Below are 15,208 nucleotides of genomic sequence, written 5' to 3'. Positions count from 1 at the left end.
GGCGGGCGATTCGCTGGCCGAGAGTAGAAGTCCACCACCTTCCGCGAGGCCAAGCAGTTCCTGGACGACCTCGGCGCCCCAGGGTCCGTCGCGGTGTGGACGGCCCGCAGCAACCTCACCAACTCCTACGCCGACCGCAGTGCAGACGGCACCTGGACGACCGTGGACCGGCTGACCGGCAACCGGGTGCCGCTCCCCGAGGCGCCGTTCACCAGCGCCCGCCTCCGCCAGACGAAGCGACACGCGCCCGAGCAGGACTGACCACGATCGCTCCTCCCGGCCGGTGCGGTACCGCCCGCACCGGCCCCCGCACTCCGACCGGCCATCGGGCCAGCGCTGCACACTCCCAAGCAGCTCACCCTGGCCGAATGACGCAAGGGGGCGGAAAACGCCCCCATGCATGCTCATGACATGATATAGTTCTCTTGTTGGCCAGGGAAGCGGCACCACCCGGCCACCCCACCCCGCCGGACCAACCCACCCCGAAGGGCACCATGGAAGCGAAACCGATCACCTGCGACTCCTACGCCTACACCGCTGGCGGGGCGCTCGCGGCGCGCTCGCGGTCAGGCTGCCCACCGTCACGTTCGAGGAACGCCGCACCCAGAGGATGCGCCTGTGCGACCGCCACGCCGACGGCGTGTACGAGGACTTGGCGGACACCCTGTTCGCCTACCTGCGCCACACCGGCGTGACCGAGAGCAAGATCGGCCAGGGGATCGAGGCCGCACCGGAAGCGGCCAAGACCACCCGCAACACCCACCGACCCGAAACGGGAGCACCGTGAACACCACCGACGCCATCGGCCCCGCCAGCCGCGACACCGAGTACCTTGCCGCCTTCTGCTCCGGCACCCTGAGGGAGGCCGTGTGGTGGGAGGCACGACCCACCCCCGGCGACCTGGACACCACCGAGGGCCGGGAGTGGGAGGAGGTCGAAGTCCTCGACCTCGCCCTGGAGAGCCTCCCAGCCGAGCAGGGGCGCCGGCTGCTCGCCGCCGCCGCCCGGTTCGTCGACGCCCACCCCGAGCTCGCCGCCTTCGACCTCGACCCCGTGGACGTCGGCAGCGCCTGGTGGATGGCCCACCGCGGGCCCGACGGCATGCCCGGTCTCGACTTCCGGACCTTCAAGGCCATCCCCCCGGACCTGCGGGACCGCATGAACGACCACGCCCGCCGACACCCGGAGCAGTTCGGCGCCCTGGAGCTGGACGAGGCCACCGGCAAGGTGCGCTTCACCTGATCAACACGCTTGCATGCGTGATCGAGAGCTGATATAATTCTCCTGTTGGGTGGATGGCACCGCCCGAACCCTTCGAACCGCTACAACCTCCACAGGAGCACTGACCATGTCCGAGCAGACCTTCGAGGCCACCCGCGCCTTCATCACCACCGCCCCCGCCGAGCAGGTGGAGCTCATCGCGGCGGCGCTCCGCTCCCGGCGCCTCGCGCTGCGCCCCGCCCCCGCCGACGCGGTGGCCTCCGCCACGGCCACGTCGTACCTGGTGAAGATCACCCGCCCCGGGGACCGGGTGAAGTTCGACCGGATCCGCCCGCTCTACCTCAAGGGCCTGACCGGCATGGTGGTCAACGTCCGCGTGAGCCGCGTGGACGTCGAGCACGACGCCGAGTCCACCCGGAAGCTGGCCGCTACGAAGCAGACGCGCTACGAGGTCCCGGCCGGGGCGACCTCGTTCATGATCCACGGTGTTCACGAGACCTCGTACGACATCCTCTGACGGCCCGCCGGGGCCCGGGCGGATCGCCCGGGCCCCCTCACGGGGCGGCGACCCACGCCGCCGCCCCGCGCCCCGCCAACCCCGCCGAGAGGAAGTACTGCGCCATGACCACCGCATCACTGCCCGACCCGTACGACGAGCCGGCCCGCCACCTCGACGCCCGGCGCCGACTCCATGAACTGCACCCCGGCCCCGCCACCCGGGCCGACCTCGCCGACGCCCTGGCGTTCGACGCCGCGTACGTGGTGCGCTCCGCCTGGCGCGACGCCCGCCAGGTCGACGTCGTCCTGCGGGACGGCGGCCGGTTCGGGCCGAGGCCCGACTTCGCCGAGCTCCGCTCCCGCAGCACGGTGCTGGTCGCCCCGACCCAGCTCCGCTACCTGTGGCCGGAGGACGGGAGGGCGCTCGCGGACGCCCTCCAGGCGCTGTACGCCGCCGTCGAGCTGGCCGGCCGCGACGGAGGCGGGCCGGAGTCGTGGGCAGCCAGTTTCGCCGCCGCCAGTACGGCAACGGCCGCCGCCGACAGGCCGTGGAACATCGCCGCGGCCGCCGGCCACCCGGGCCGGTACACCGTGACGCTCCCCCCGCCGCCGCAGCGCCCCCGGGTGTCCGGCCGGACACCCGGGGGCACGTCGTGAACACCCTCTCCAGGGAACTGCCCTGGCGCGGCGCACAGGCGGTCATCTCGGTGCCGCCGGCTGCCGAGCAGTTGGACCGGATCACCGCTTGGTCGACGGTCCACGTGGAGTACCGCATCCCGCTGGTGCTGGAGTTCTCGCACGAGCGATGGCCGACGGACTACGCCTGGTCCCTGGCGTGGGCCCGGAGTCGCGATGCCGCCCGGGCGGACAGCGCCTCGGCCCGCAAGGCGCTCCAGGTGCTGCCGCCGCTGGTCGCGGCGGCGCTCGCCGACCCCGAGCTGGAGGACGACCTGACGCGTCTGCGGGAGGCGGCACTGGCCGTCCAGGCCGGCCACGCCTACGGGCGGGTGATGCAGGCCAGGCAGGGGAGCGCCGAGGCGGCCCGGAAGCTACGGGAGGCCGACGTGGAGTACCGCGCGTTCGGCCGGACGGAGCGGGAAGGCATCGACCTGCACCTCTCGTACGAAGCGCGCCGGCGGGCGGCGTGGGGCCGCTGATCGGCGGCCCCGAGGTGGCAAACCCGCTTCCATTCGGGCATGGAGCATGATAGAGTTCTCTTGTTGGCAGGCGGTGGGGGTGGCACCCCACCGTCCGGCCGACGCCCCTTCGAACCGTCCGACAAGGAGTCACCCATGACACTGACCGTGCTCGACGAGTTCGCCGGCGCCGGAGGAATGAGCCAGGGCGCCGACGCCGTCCCCGGAACCGAGCTGATCTTCGCCGCCAACCACGACCCGCAGGCGGTCGCCACCCACTCCGCGAACTTCCCGCACGTGGAGCACTACACCGAGGACATCGCCGAAGCCGACATCACCAAGTTCCCCTCCGCCGACATCTTCTGCGCCGCCCCGGTCTGCCCCCCGTGGACCGACGCCCGCGGCAAGCGCCGAGACTTCGACAAGAGCACCCAGGGCGTGCTGTTCGGCTCGAACAAGCCCGACCCCAAGACCCAGCGGGCCCGGATGCTGATGGAAGAGGTCCCCCGCTACCTGCGCGCCATGAACCTGCGCGGCACCCCGGTCCTGGCCGGCTTGGTCGAGAACGTGCCCCAGGTCCGCAAGTGGGACGAGTGGAACCGCTGGCGCAAGGAGATCGAGGCCGAGAACTGCTGGACCAAGCTGATCGCCTACAACTCCGCGCACGCCCGCCCGGTGCGCTGCGAGGCCGCACCGCAGTCCCGCAACCGCGCCTACCTGGCCTACTGGCACAAGTCCCTGGGCCGCACCCCCGACTGGGACAAGTGGCTGCGCCCGCGGGCGTACTGCCCGACCTGCGAGCGCACCGTGGACGCGCTGCAGGTGTTCAAGAGGCCCGGCGACGACATGGGCGTCTACGGCCGCAACGGCCAGTACTACTACCGCTGCCCGAGCAGCACGTGCCGCCACCGGATCGTGGAGCCCGAGGTTCCGGGCGCCGACAGCATCATCGACTGGAGCATTCTCGGCACGCCCCTGGCCGACCGGGACGAGCCGCTGGCCGCCAACACCGTCGCGCGAATCCTCGCCGGCCTGGAGAAGTACCGCCCCCGGATCCAGGAGGCGGAACCGGAGGACCTGCTGACCGCGGCCCGCTCCGTCTCCGGCGGGCAGGCCCAGGCCTGGGAGCCGTTCATCGTCCCGCTGCGCGGCGGTGGCGACAAGGGGCGCTTCCGGCCGGTGACGGTACCGCTGACCACGGTGACCGCGAGCGGCAACCACCACGGCCTGGTCACCGCACCGAACGCTCAGATCCAGCGCCTGCTGGTGCCGTACTACACCAACGGCCGGGCCCGGCCCGTCACCGACCCGGTGGGCACCATCACCACCAAGGACCGGTGGTCGCTGATCACCCACCAGCTCCTGGACGGCCGCGAGATCGACCTCGACGAGGTCCTGTTCCGGATGCTGACACCCCGCGAGATCGGCCGCGCCATGGCGTTCGGCCACGACTACATCGTGCTGGGCACCGCCAAGGATCAGGTCCGCCAGTACGGCAACGCGGTCACCCCGCCCGTCGCCGAGCTCATCATCTCGGCCCTGGTCGAAGCCATCACCGGCGAGACGCTCCATCGCGACCTCGCGCTCGCGGCCTGACCCGCACCGCCCCGGCCGGGGGTGAAGGCTGCAACCAGCCCTTCGCCCCCGGGCCCGCCCGGCCTGCGGTGCCGACCCCTCCGACCGACACCCAGCCCCACCGGGGCGGCACGCACCGCCGCCCTCGCCCCAGCCCCACAGAACGGAGCTCCGTCATGCCCATGGAAGCCCCCGCGGCGGCCGGCCCGACCGTCGCCGTCGCCCGGCCCCACCCCCACCCCTCCGGAATGCAGGCCGCTGAGGTGCACCCCAACAACGGTGCCGCCGTCGGCATCGTCGGCAAGCGGTCCCCCGAGATCGGGATTCCCCTGGCCGACGTCCCCGAGGACGACGAGACCGACGACGTGCCGGAGGACCGGTGACGCGGCGCCGGGCCTCCACCCGGCGAAGGGCGGCGCCTGGCCCACCCCCGGCCACAGAGCGGGCGGTCGCCGCTGTCCTGGCCTCCAAGGGGTGGAGGCCGGCACCGGCGCCCGAGGACTGCGGCCCGGACGACGAAGGCGACTTCGCACTGCGCGAAGAGCCCGCCACCGAGGAGCTCCCGCACGACAGCGTCGTGCTGTGGTGCCTCACCGACAACTACGTCAGCACCCTGGCCGCGATGACCGGGGTGCTGGAGGAGTCCGGCTACACCGCCCAGGACGCCCCGGACGTCGACAGCGTCCGCATCCGGCCCGCCACCGCCGGCGAGACGAGCGAACGCGAGGCACTGGCCCGGGAGCGGCTCGCCCCCCTGGCCGCGCTGTTGCTCCCCGAGCCGCCCGCCGGCCCTGACACCCTGTTCTGAGCAGCACCGCACCCACGCCGTGCCGACGGCTGGCCCCGTCGGCACGGCCCCCTTCGAACCGAGAATCCACCGAGGAGACATAAGTCATGCGCATGACAACTACGTTCCGCGCCGCAGAGGAGCTCGCCGCCGCCACCGCCGCCCACCTGCCTGCCCGACCGGGCAGGTCCTGGCACCGGGCGCCGGGCGCCGAGCTGGACGGCCTGGCCGCGGCCGGGCTGACCGACGGCACCCGCACCCTGCTGCTCACCACCAGCCCCTGCGGCACGGTCAAGATGGCGGCCTGGCCCGCCGGCCGCGCCCCACTCGAAGCCGCCGCCGTCCCCGGCCGCCGCGTCCACCCGCGCCATCTCGCCGCAGCCGCAGCCCGTCACCACCTGCCCGCCGCCGACCGGGCAGCCCTCGCTGCTGGACCGGGCGCCGACGGCTTCGCCCGCCGGGGCGAGCTCCGGTACGAGCTGTGCTCCAGCCCCCTCGCCCCCGAGCGACGCACCGTCGCCGACACCGAGACCGGCGGCTTCAAGGTCAGCTGGGACCTGGACGGCACCCGGATCACCGCGGCCCCCTCCGGCGACCACGCCGTCGTCGTCCGGGCCGAGCGCCTCCGGCTGCCCTTCGCCGAGCGCCTGCTGCGCCTGGCCCTGGACGGCCGGGCCGCCGGCAACCCGGCCGCCGGAGTCTGCGGGGCAGCCGCCCGGCGTCTGGCTGCGGCGTGGCCGTTGCTCCCGACCAACAGCCGGGCCGCGGGCACGACCCGGCTCACCTCCCGCACCGGCCTGCCGGACGCGCCGCACGTGGAGATCACGCTCACCCCCGGCCTGGGTGGCGGCGACTGCGCACGGGTCGACCTGCGCCTGCGCTGCGGCACCGACCTCGCCCTGCTCGCGCTGGCCGCCCTGCGGTGAACACCCGAAGCGGCAGCCGGCCGGTGTCGCCGAACTGTACCCGCCACATGGGCGGAGCATGGGGAATCAATGCAGGTCAGGGAGCAAATCCCATACCAATCATGCTTTTGTTCTGATATATTTCTCTAGTTGGTCCGGTTGGCCCCGGGCCTCACCCTTCGAACCGGCCGGACACCTCGGCGGCAACCGCCGCCAGGAGTCCTCTCACCATGCGGAGCCCCGATGCCCACCAGTCAGCTCACGCTGTTCGCCCCCGAGAACACCTTCCCGGAACCCGCCCCCTGCGACCAGACCGTCCTGTGCTGGGGGCTCGGCGCGGATTCCACCGCGATCCTGGTCCGCATGCTGGAGGACCCGGCGGCCTTCGGACTCCGACCCGACCTCTCGGACCTGATCGTGATCAACGCCGTCACGGGAATGGAGTGGCCCGACAGCGTCGAGCTGGCCGAGCGGCACATCCTCCCGCGGCTGCGCGCCAAGCGCGTCCGGCTGGTCCAGATCGCCCGCGGCGGCCACTCGATCGCCAAGGACGGCATCGAGATCCTGACCGACACCCGGACCCCGACCACGATCCGCACCAGCGGGGAGTGGAGCCTGCTGCTCGACCTGCAGCTGGCCGGCACCATCCCGATGTACGGGGGCGCCAGGCTCTGCTCCGTGCACAGCAAGGGAGAGCCGCTGGACCTGTGGTTCGAGCTGTACCTCACCGGCAGCTACCGCCACATCATCGGCTTCGAGGCCGGCGAGACCGGCCGGGCCCGCGTCGACACGTCGTACGGCAAGACCGGCCGCAACCCCTGGTACCCGTTGATCAACTGGGGCTGGGACCGGCCAAAACTGCTGTCCTACCTGCGGGAACGCTTCGGCGTGACATGGCCAAAGAGCTACTGCTGGGCCTGTCCATACCCAACATCTTCCGGATCGCTGCCCGACCACATGGCCCGCGCCGCACGCTTCCCCGAGCAAATCGTGGAAGCCGCGGTGCTGGAGTACACCGCCCAGGCCCTGAACCCGCTGTTCACGCTCTACGCCAACTCCTCGCTGCGCCACCAGCTCTACTTGGCCGGCAACACCCGGGCGCTCGACCTCCTGGCCGCCCGCCTGGACGCCGACCCGTGGAGCGTCTACGAGGTGCGGCGCGTGCTCGCCCCGGGCCGCTCCGCCTGGTGCCGGAGTTGGCACGGGCCTCGCTGCGCGGCCTGCCTCGCCTACGAGCAGCAGCACGACGGGCCGCGCCCACGGTGCAAGGCGTGCCGGGGCCTGCCCAAGCAGTCGTGCACCCAGCGGGTTCCCGACTGCTACGACCCGCAGCGCAAGGGCGCGGCGTCGCGCTCGGTCCGCCGGGTCGGGGTGCTTCCCCGCCGTCTGGTGAAGGCCTCGCTCGACCGCTTCGCCTCCGCCCCAGGCCGGGAGCTGGCGCACACCGCGAGCGTCGTCGACGGCTACGCCTTCGGCTTCGACCGGGTGGTCACCATTCCGCGGGGTGAGCACTTCCCCGCGATCGAGCAGCAGTTCGTCATCGCCCCGGCCAACGTGCCCACGAAGGCGCGCGACGGCTTCGAGACAGCATGGCGGTCGGCACGGGCCACCGCGGCACCGGCACCGGCACCGAATGCGGCACTGCTCCCGGTCGCCTGAACCGGTGTCGGGCCGGATGGCTGGAGCAGCCGTCCGGCCCGACACCGTTCGTCAGCTCTCGTCCAGGTCTCCGGCCACCGCCTGCTCCACCAGGTCGCGGGTCAGGGTCACCACCTTCGCGATTCCCCTCTTGCTGGCCGTCGTCTCCGGCGGGAGGGCGCGCACCACCACGACGTAGACCCACACGCCGGCGATCTCGAAGTAGGGCGGCCACGTCCCGGCAGGCCCGTCGCCGTCGATCTTCACGATGTGGTCGGTGAGGTTGAAGACCACCAGGTAGCCGGTGTGCTGGCCGTGGTCGACGGCGTACTCGTAGACCTGGCGCACCCCGTTGGCGACGTACTTGAGCTTCCCCGCCTTGTACAGCTTGCCGTCGAGGATGATCGGGTCCCAGGAGTCGAGGTCACCGATCAGGTCGGGCTCCCCGGAGGCGGACCTGACCTTGGCGTAGGTGACGTAGTCGCCGTCGTCGAACAGGCGTTTTTGCAGGTCGTCGTTGTAGAGCTCCTCTCCGGTGGCGGTCCGCTCCAGGAAGAGCGCGTGGAGGGCGTCGCGGTCGTAGGTCTCGACGCGGTGCACGTACCGGCGCAGGGTGTGGATCACGCTGCAGGTTCGCTGGACCCGTTCGAGGAGCCACTCGAAGAGCGGGGTGAAGACCTCGGTGGCCAGCTGATTGACCATCGTGTCGATGCGCTTCTCGCCAGACCTCATGAAGACGTTCAGGGCCACGCTCTCCGCCTGGCCTGGGGGGGCAGTGGTGAGGAAGTCCCAGACGAGGGCGGCCCGGCCCTCCTCCGTGCTGGTCCGCCAGACGATCCCGAACTCCTTGCGGCACTCGGTGAGCCAGTCCTCGACCTGCGGCGGCTCCTCGGTCCGGCGGGCTTCCTGGAGCAGGCCCATCAGGGCCGGCTGCTTGCGGATCCAGTCGGCGGCGTAGCGCATCTCGCTGTCGATATTCTGGCTCCGGGCCGCCGCGATCGCGTTGTACCGCCGGACGAGGCCGTCGTGGAGGTCCTGCTTGCGCATGATGGTTCGTCCGTCCCTTTCGAGGGCAATGTCGGGACGAGCATGGCAGGTTGCGCGGACATGTGGTTTTCGCTGGTCAGCGGCCTGCTGACGGCATCTGGGAGAGGCCGGTTCACTCTCGGGCGGCGTCCGGGATCCGGTGATTGGCCGCACAACAGGTACCGATCATGTTTTTAGTGCGATACCGTTGTCTTGTTGCCACCCGATCGGGCCGGCCCACCCGCTACTTCACCAAGGACTCCGACATGATCCCCGCCAACCGCACCACAGCCGACACCGCCCGGGCCGCCGGCCTCCTGGGCATCAGCCCGGGCACCTTCACCAACACCCGCCGCTGGGAGAAGCTCCGCGCCCAGCCGATCAGCCGGCCCGGCGCCAAGACCCGCTTCTGGGATGACGAGCAGCTGATCGCGGCAGTCGACGAGCGGAGGACCCCGCTGATCACGCCGGCGAACCCGGACGAGGTGTTCAACCTCGCGGTCGAGGACGCGTCGGTGCTGGAGCTGCTGCGCGACTTCCTCGCTGGCTACTTCACCGGCACGAGCAGCTCGGCCCCGGTGGCCGACGGCGCCCGGATCGCGCCGGCCGCGGACACGGCCTTCGACCGGGTCGAGGTGTTCAGCGTGTACGCCGCCGACGAGATGCCCGAGGCCGCGGAAGACGCGGTCGTCGACGTGAACGTGAAGCTGGCAGGGCACAACGAGAAGGGCTCCTGGCCGTTGAACGCCCAGCTGCGCCTGGAGTTCACCGGCGGCCGCTGGGTCGTCGCCGCCCTGGCGCGCGAGGACGAGGACGACCTGTTCGACCTGGAGGAGGCCTACCTCCTGATTCCGGAGGACCGCCGGCCCACCATCTCGACCTGGAGGACCTACGCCACCTCCACCAACCGGAAGAGCGCACGGCTCACCTCCATCCCGGAGGCCGACAAGGTGGTCCACGGCGTGAAGCACTGGAAGCGCTCGACCATCACGAACTGGGACCAGAACGACCGTTTCCTCCAGGGCGAGGCCAAGGCCGGCGGGCGTCCGGCCGGATCGGCGGACCGCGCCCCGCGGCGCCGCACCCAGCCGCTGCTCGCCCAGGCCGACGAGCGCCGGGCCAAGCTGAGGGAGCTGCTCGCCGAGAACCCCGCGCTCACCCCGGCCGAGGCCGGCGCCGCTCTCGGCGTCAGCGCCGAGCGGGGCCGCCAGCTGCTCCACGAGGCCAAGGCCGGATCGGACAAGTGATTCCTTGATGCCCCGTCAAGGCCGGGCATCAAGGAATCCGCCGTCGCCGACAGGGCATCAAGATATCGCCGCCCACGCCTTGACGTGCGACGTTATCGAATCGAGCCCCACGACCGTGCCCGCCATCAAGGGGTGCGTCAAGGAGTCCGGGGTTGTCTGTGCCGACCGCACACCCGCCTGAGATTCGAGAAGGGGCCCGGCGTGATCGCCACCACCGACAGCCACAACGGACACAACTTCGACCGGCAGGCCTTGGCCCTGCTCTTCCAGCACCGCCTGGTCACATCGGAGCAGCTGCGGGAGCTGCTCGGCCCGTTCGACAACCCGAACTGGGCCAACAAGCGCCTGGCCGGCCTGCACAGCAAGGGTCTGACCGCCTACGTCACCAAGCCGGTCTTCGGAGGCGGCCGACCGCGGACCTGGTTCCTGACCGATGCCGGCCGGGAGGTCGCGAGCGAGTTCAAGGAGCTGAGGAACATGAGCAGTCCGCCGCCGAAGCTCGACGCGGACCGGGCCCTCCTCAATGCCGACCACACCCTGGACGTCGTCAGGACCCACGTGGAGTTCGTCCGGGACGCCCGGCGCCGCGGCGACGAGTACGGACCGCGCGACTGGGTGCCGGAGGTCTACCACCGGCTCTCCGAGGCCCGGCGGGACGCCCTGATGCCGGACGCCGTGATGCGCTACACCGCCACCACGTTCGACGGCCGGGTGCACCTGCGCGCGTTCATCGAGCTGGACCGGTGCACGGAGGTGAGCGAGCAGCTGACCTCGAAGCTCACCGCCTACGCCCGCTTCTACGAGCTCACCCCGATCCCGCTGCGCCTGCGCGGCACCACCGAGGCCCAGGGCGCCCCGCCGGCCTGGCAGGACTTCTATCCCCTCTTCCCCCGGCTGCTGTTCGTCCTGACCAACGGCTCGGAGACCACGATGCGCAACCGGATCGAGGACCTGCAGCTGGCCGCCGGGGACAACGCCCGGGTGGTCAACCTGCTGCGCAACGTCCCGGCCGGGGCGGCGACGCTCCGGGACATCGAGGAGCACGGTCCGTCGGCGCCGATCTGGAGCCCGCTGGCCGACGCCGGGCGTCCTCGGTGCGGCTGGGCCGACCTGTAGCGACTACCGAAGGAGGCTTGTATGCCGCGGTTCACCAGTATCGGCCACGCCACCGCGACGATGTCCGACGGCCGCATCCGGCACTACCTCGTCCATGGGGAGTGCGGCGACGTCGTTTACGTGACCCCGGGCGAGGCTGACAGCGTGCAGCTCTTCGGTTTCCCGTGGCCGGTCCGCCGGGCCGAGTTCACCACCATTACCGTTCGTCCGGGCGAAGCCGGACCGACTCCAGGAGGCCACCGCCATGCTCGCACTGCAGATTGACCCGGCCGGTCCGGTTGACGAGATCGAGCTGCCCGACGATCCGGCTCTGCTTCGGCGGGTCCTGACCACCCGTCTCGGTGGGAGCCCGGACCCGGGCTATTACCACCGGCGGGCGCTGATGTGGCTGCACGGCAACGCGGCCAATGAGGGCCTGCCACCGAACGTGGTGGCCACCGCGCTGGCCAGCGCCTGGCGCGGGATGGACATCGGTGCGAGCTACTTCCTCCACGGCCGGGTCATCGTCACCGGCGCCGCGGACGGCGACGCCGACCACCTGGAGGAGAAGCTGGCCGGCCAGGCCCGGGAGGTGGGCCAGGTGGTTGCCGACCGTACGCTGGCCTGGAGGACCGCGCCCCCGGCGTCCAACGAGGCGGCCTGGGAGGAGATCGTCCGGGCCGTCCTGGCGCCCCGGCCGCTCTGACGGCGGTCCAGGCGGGCGCCAGCGCCCTGTAGAGACGGACAGCGGTAGATGCCTGGGCTGGCGGTCTCTGCGGGGCGACGCGGCCGGCCCTGCGGTCGGGCGTCCGAAGTGGTCGCAGGCGAGAAGGACCGCGCAGGCCCCCTTGATGGGGCATCAAGGAATCGCTGCCATTCCTTGATGCCCCGCAAAATTCGCAGGTCAGAGCTTTGATCGGACCCGATGCGCAGTCGTTACCGGGCGGGCTTCGATCATCAAGGAGTCCGTCAAGGAGTCCAGGGTTTCCTTCGTCGACTGCAACCGCTGACGACCTAGGGGAGCCCATGCGATGAACGACCAGATCGACAGCAGCATGCTGAAGGGTGTACTGGGCGCGGCCTGGGGCGCCATGAGCTGGCTGGCCGACGCGGCCGCCTGGTGCGGTGACAACGCCGGGACGCTCCTGCTCCTCATCACCCCCGTGGCCGTGGCCGCCGGCGTGCTCCACCAGTTCCTGACCCGCCGCGCCCTCGCGCTGCGCACCCGCTACATCCTGACTCCCAGCCGCCGGTTCGACCCGAGCACCGAGGACATCTGGCGCCAGACCGCCCTGCTGATGCGGGCAGCCGGCAAGGGCCCGTGGTGGGCACCTCAAGGAGCCCGCCGGGTGCGGGTACGGCTGCGGGCGGACGGCAGCGTGCCGTTGGAGTACTCGATCGAGGGACCGAAGGCCGCCGCCACCCTGCTCACCGACAGCCGCTTCCAGGAGGTCACCGTCGCCGAGGCCGAGGAGGCCGCCGATCCGGTGGCCGCCCAGGCCGTGCAGGACCGGCTGGACAAGAAGGACAAGGAGCTGCAGCAGCGTCTGAAGGCCGAAGCGAAGGAGGCCCGGGCTAGGGCGAAGGCCGCCGGCAAGAACGGCAAGGTGGCCCTGGAGAAGCAGCAGAAGAAGAAGGACGAGGAGGACGGCCGCCTAGTCGCGGTGCGCGCCGAGTTCATCCTCAAGGGGAGCCCCTCCGCCGCGCTGCGCGAGGTGCCGATGGCCCCTGATCCGCTCCAGCCGCTGATCGACGCCGTCAGCGATATCCGGGCCGAGCAGGGGGATCTGGCCGAGGTCGTCCTCGACGTCCAGTCGATCCCGTTGTGGCAGCTGAGGCTTCGCCGGTGGAAGCTGATGCACGAAGCCCAGGAGGACAGCCGCAAGGCCGCCCGGAGGAACGCCCGCAACGCGGCGATCGTGGCGGCGGACGCGGAGGACTCGCTGCGCTACCAGCTGCTCAGCCTGCTCGACCCGTCGTCGAGGTCCTCTGCGGGTTCCCGGATGCCGGCGCCCCGGCCGCGGGCGGTCGAGCCGGAGGAGGCGCTGGGACGCCTGCACGGCAACACCGGGCTCGTGCGGATCCAGTTGCTGGTGCGCTGCGCCTCCCAGAGCGAGGGGCGTGCCCGGCAGCTGCTGGAGCGGGTGAGTGCCGGTCTCGACGTCTTCGGGCAGGACAGCCGGCTCGGTGTGGACGGCGGCCGGTTCCTGAAGTGGTCGTGGGGCGCGAACAGTTGGCACCGCCGGGACTCCTTCGACCGGCGGTGGAGCAGCGGGCAGGTCGGCCCCCGCGAGCAGAACTGGCTGCATGTCGGCGAGCTCGCCGGGCTGTTGAAGCCGCCGACTATGCACGCGGCCCTGCCGGTCCTCGCCTCGGAGCTGCCCGACTACGTCGCCGGCGAGGCTCTGGTCCCGCACGGACGGCTCGTCCACGCCGACGGCACCAGCCGGGTCATCGCGACGAAGGAGGAGGAGTTCCTCTTCAGCGTCAACCTGGGCAAGTCGAACTACGGCAAGACCGAGACCGCGCTCACCAGGGCCATTGCGGTCGCTGCGGCCGGGTCTGGGGCGATGTTCGTCGATCCGCACGGTGACTCCTGGACCACGGCCTCGCCGTACCTGGCCCACCCCGTCTTCGCTTCCCGGGTACGCCGGGTCGACCTGGCCCGTGCGGACCAGCCGGGGGCGAAGCTGCCGAGCTGGAACATGCTGGAGATGAAGCCCGGGCGCAAGGCCAACCGGCTGGCCACGGCAGCGGTCGACGCCCTCGCGACGGGGCTGAACTGGACGGACGCGGCGGCGCCGCGCGCTTTGACAATCTTCGCGAAGTCCATCGAGGCGCTGGTGATGCACAACGCCCGGGCGGTGGCCGCCGACCGGCCGGACGCGCAGGCGACCCTGCTGCAGATCCGTACCCTGCTGACGGACAAGCCGTGGCGGGGCGCCCTGATCAAGCACCTGAGCCCGGAACAGCGGCGGTGGTGGACCACGACGTTCGCGGCGTACCAGGTGGCCGAAGTGCTGGGCCCGGTGCTGAACCCGATCGACCGCCTCGCGTCGAACGAGGTGACGCGCGCGTTCCTGGGTTCGCCGGCAGGGACGTACGACATCAGGGAGGCGATGGACGAGGGCCACATCGTGTGGCTGTGCCTGGAGGGTACGGGGCCGTCGGATCGGCTGCTGTTTAGCACGGTTCTGCAGAACCTGCTGCAGGCCGGTCTCTCCCGCAGGGACCTGGCGTCGGAGGCGCGGAAGTCGTTCCACACCTTCGCTGACGAGTTGATCGCCTTGGACCCGGCGGGCGGCCCATCGTTCGCGGCGATCAGCGAGCAGTTGAGGAAGTTCGGCGGCCGTCTGCACGTGATGACGCAGTCGCTCGGCCGGATCAGCCCGGCCACGAAGGAAGCGCTGATGCAGAACTCCTCCGTGGTGAGCACGACGTCCGGGTCGATGACCGCGGCCAGGACGATGGCGGAGGAGTGGCACGGAGCGGTGTCCGCCGGGCAGATCGCGGACCTGCCGCGGTTCTCGCACTACGTGCAGGTCACTGCTGCTGGGAATCGGGTGGGGCCGCTGCGGGTACGGGGTGTGCAGGTGTCCGAGCTGTTCGGGATGTACCACCGGCCGAAGCTGGTGGAGCAGATGGTGGAGAAGGCAGACGAACAGATGGGGTCGAGGACGCTCCCGGAGCTGCTGGCCATCGCGGACGCGCAGGACGCCGTCGTGCTGGAGTTCAACGGCCCCGAGCCGGACCCGTCGGGCGGGACCGACAAGCAATCGGACTCCTCCCCAGGAGGCGGCGGGACGGCGGCACAGCAGCAGCTGGACAACGGACGGCCGACGGCGACGGATGTCCATCACCAGGCGGTGGTTAGGCACGGGAGGCGGGGGCCTGGCCGTCCGAAGAAGCGGTAGCTGTCGCGGGTGGACTGAACAGGTGACTTCAACAGTCCTCCCCTGCGGTGAGTAGCTCGGCGCGCACGCCGGAGGCACGGTTCTCCGCGACAACCCAGGGCCACCGAAGGGCTTCCAGGCGGTAGGCCGGGAAGCAGCGCGGAGTAGCTGCGCCGTACGCGCGCTG

General features: G+C 71.3%; 17 protein-coding genes. 16 read left to right on the top strand and 1 reads right to left on the bottom strand.

Going from position 1 to position 15,208, the window contains the following annotated elements; translation table 11 throughout:
• Nucleotides 1–93 precede the first annotated feature (93 nt).
• The 11 genes from OG556_RS40855 (at nucleotide 94) to OG556_RS40805 (ending at nucleotide 7,781) form a co-directional block, all read left to right on the top strand.
• A complete protein-coding gene (locus OG556_RS40855) occupies nucleotides 94–261 on the top strand; it encodes a hypothetical protein (protein WP_331731729.1) in 168 nt (55 codons plus the stop codon).
• 349 nt (nucleotides 262–610) lie between these two features.
• Nucleotides 611–787, top strand: coding sequence for a hypothetical protein (locus tag OG556_RS40850; protein WP_331731727.1), 177 nt, complete (start codon nucleotides 611–613; stop codon nucleotides 785–787).
• The gene (locus OG556_RS40845; protein WP_331731724.1) at nucleotides 784–1,242 is read left to right on the top strand and encodes a hypothetical protein; all 459 of its coding nucleotides are present in this window, start codon (nucleotides 784–786) and stop codon (nucleotides 1,240–1,242) included. The genes OG556_RS40850 and OG556_RS40845 overlap by 4 nt, the downstream gene beginning before the upstream one ends.
• Nucleotides 1,243–1,348: 106 nt before the next feature.
• Nucleotides 1,349–1,738 carry a hypothetical protein gene (locus OG556_RS40840; RefSeq protein ID WP_331731722.1) on the top strand — a complete coding sequence of 130 codons (390 nt, stop codon included), beginning with the start codon at nucleotides 1,349–1,351 and terminating at the stop codon, nucleotides 1,736–1,738.
• Between the two features lie 104 nt (nucleotides 1,739–1,842).
• A complete protein-coding gene (locus OG556_RS40835; RefSeq protein WP_331731719.1) occupies nucleotides 1,843–2,376 on the top strand; it encodes a hypothetical protein in 534 nt (177 codons plus the stop codon).
• Entirely contained in the window at nucleotides 2,373–2,876 is a 504-nt protein-coding gene (locus OG556_RS40830) for a hypothetical protein (protein WP_331731716.1), read from the top strand. The genes OG556_RS40835 and OG556_RS40830 overlap by 4 nt, the downstream gene beginning before the upstream one ends.
• A gap of 135 nt (nucleotides 2,877–3,011) precedes the next feature.
• Entirely contained in the window at nucleotides 3,012–4,451 is a 1,440-nt protein-coding gene (locus OG556_RS40825; RefSeq protein ID WP_331731713.1) for a DNA cytosine methyltransferase, read from the top strand.
• A 155-nt stretch (nucleotides 4,452–4,606) separates the two neighbouring features.
• Nucleotides 4,607–4,813, top strand: coding sequence for a hypothetical protein (locus OG556_RS40820; protein WP_331731711.1), 207 nt, complete (start codon nucleotides 4,607–4,609; stop codon nucleotides 4,811–4,813).
• Nucleotides 4,810–5,238, top strand: a complete 429-nt coding sequence (locus tag OG556_RS40815) for a hypothetical protein (RefSeq protein WP_331731708.1) — start codon at nucleotides 4,810–4,812, stop codon at nucleotides 5,236–5,238. Before OG556_RS40820 ends, OG556_RS40815 begins: the two co-directional genes overlap by 4 nt.
• A gap of 86 nt (nucleotides 5,239–5,324) precedes the next feature.
• Complete coding sequence (locus tag OG556_RS40810) at nucleotides 5,325–6,143, top strand: hypothetical protein (RefSeq protein ID WP_331731705.1); 819 nt, start codon at nucleotides 5,325–5,327, stop codon at nucleotides 6,141–6,143.
• A gap of 222 nt (nucleotides 6,144–6,365) precedes the next feature.
• Nucleotides 6,366–7,781, top strand: a complete 1,416-nt coding sequence (locus OG556_RS40805; RefSeq protein ID WP_331731702.1) for a hypothetical protein — start codon at nucleotides 6,366–6,368, stop codon at nucleotides 7,779–7,781.
• A gap of 51 nt (nucleotides 7,782–7,832) precedes the next feature.
• Here OG556_RS40805 and OG556_RS40800 read toward each other — a convergent pair whose 3' ends face one another.
• Complete coding sequence (locus OG556_RS40800) at nucleotides 7,833–8,807, bottom strand: hypothetical protein (RefSeq protein WP_331731700.1); 975 nt, start codon at nucleotides 8,805–8,807, stop codon at nucleotides 7,833–7,835.
• A gap of 245 nt (nucleotides 8,808–9,052) precedes the next feature.
• Between OG556_RS40800 and OG556_RS40795 the strand changes: the two genes are divergently transcribed.
• The 5 genes from OG556_RS40795 to OG556_RS40775 all read left to right on the top strand — a co-directional run bounded on the left by OG556_RS40795 (nucleotide 9,053) and on the right by OG556_RS40775 (nucleotide 15,042).
• Nucleotides 9,053–10,033, top strand: coding sequence for a hypothetical protein (locus tag OG556_RS40795; RefSeq protein WP_371523315.1), 981 nt, complete (start codon nucleotides 9,053–9,055; stop codon nucleotides 10,031–10,033).
• A 201-nt stretch (nucleotides 10,034–10,234) separates the two neighbouring features.
• Entirely contained in the window at nucleotides 10,235–11,149 is a 915-nt protein-coding gene (locus OG556_RS40790) for a replication-relaxation family protein (RefSeq protein WP_331731694.1), read from the top strand.
• 21 nt (nucleotides 11,150–11,170) lie between these two features.
• Nucleotides 11,171–11,413, top strand: coding sequence for a hypothetical protein (locus OG556_RS40785; RefSeq protein ID WP_331731692.1), 243 nt, complete (start codon nucleotides 11,171–11,173; stop codon nucleotides 11,411–11,413).
• Complete coding sequence (locus OG556_RS40780) at nucleotides 11,394–11,834, top strand: hypothetical protein (protein WP_331731689.1); 441 nt, start codon at nucleotides 11,394–11,396, stop codon at nucleotides 11,832–11,834. Before OG556_RS40785 ends, OG556_RS40780 begins: the two co-directional genes overlap by 20 nt.
• A 325-nt stretch (nucleotides 11,835–12,159) precedes the next feature.
• Nucleotides 12,160–15,042 carry an ATP/GTP-binding protein gene (locus OG556_RS40775; protein WP_331731686.1) on the top strand — a complete coding sequence of 961 codons (2,883 nt, stop codon included), beginning with the start codon at nucleotides 12,160–12,162 and terminating at the stop codon, nucleotides 15,040–15,042.
• Nucleotides 15,043–15,208: the final 166 nt, after the last annotated feature.

It is taken from the genome of Kitasatospora sp. NBC_01300, from assembly GCF_041435235.1.
GTDB lineage: Bacteria > Actinomycetota > Actinomycetes > Streptomycetales > Streptomycetaceae > Kitasatospora.
The sequence above is the reverse complement of the archived record's forward strand: the minus strand, read 5'-3'. Positions and strand labels throughout refer to the sequence as shown.

Bases quoted from the DNA above. Each gene is read 5' to 3' on its own strand.
- OG556_RS40780 (WP_331731689.1), top strand. From the start codon at position 11,394: ATGCTCGCACTGCAGATTGACCCGGCCGGTCCGGTTGACGAGATCGAG.
- OG556_RS40825 (WP_331731713.1), top strand. From the start codon at position 3,012: ATGACACTGACCGTGCTCGACGAGTTCGCCGGCGCCGGAGGAATGAGC.
- OG556_RS40775 (WP_331731686.1), top strand. From the start codon at position 12,160: ATGAACGACCAGATCGACAGCAGCATGCTGAAGGGTGTACTGGGCGCG.
- OG556_RS40800 (WP_331731700.1), bottom strand. From the start codon at position 8,807: ATGCGCAAGCAGGACCTCCACGACGGCCTCGTCCGGCGGTACAACGCG.
- OG556_RS40810 (WP_331731705.1), top strand. From the start codon at position 5,325: ATGCGCATGACAACTACGTTCCGCGCCGCAGAGGAGCTCGCCGCCGCC.
- OG556_RS40805 (WP_331731702.1), top strand. From the start codon at position 6,366: ATGCCCACCAGTCAGCTCACGCTGTTCGCCCCCGAGAACACCTTCCCG.
- OG556_RS40795 (WP_371523315.1), top strand. From the start codon at position 9,053: ATGATCCCCGCCAACCGCACCACAGCCGACACCGCCCGGGCCGCCGGC.
- OG556_RS40850 (WP_331731727.1), top strand. From the start codon at position 611: ATGCGCCTGTGCGACCGCCACGCCGACGGCGTGTACGAGGACTTGGCG.
- OG556_RS40835 (WP_331731719.1), top strand. From the start codon at position 1,843: ATGACCACCGCATCACTGCCCGACCCGTACGACGAGCCGGCCCGCCAC.
- OG556_RS40785 (WP_331731692.1), top strand. From the start codon at position 11,171: ATGCCGCGGTTCACCAGTATCGGCCACGCCACCGCGACGATGTCCGAC.
- OG556_RS40840 (WP_331731722.1), top strand. From the start codon at position 1,349: ATGTCCGAGCAGACCTTCGAGGCCACCCGCGCCTTCATCACCACCGCC.
- OG556_RS40820 (WP_331731711.1), top strand. From the start codon at position 4,607: ATGCCCATGGAAGCCCCCGCGGCGGCCGGCCCGACCGTCGCCGTCGCC.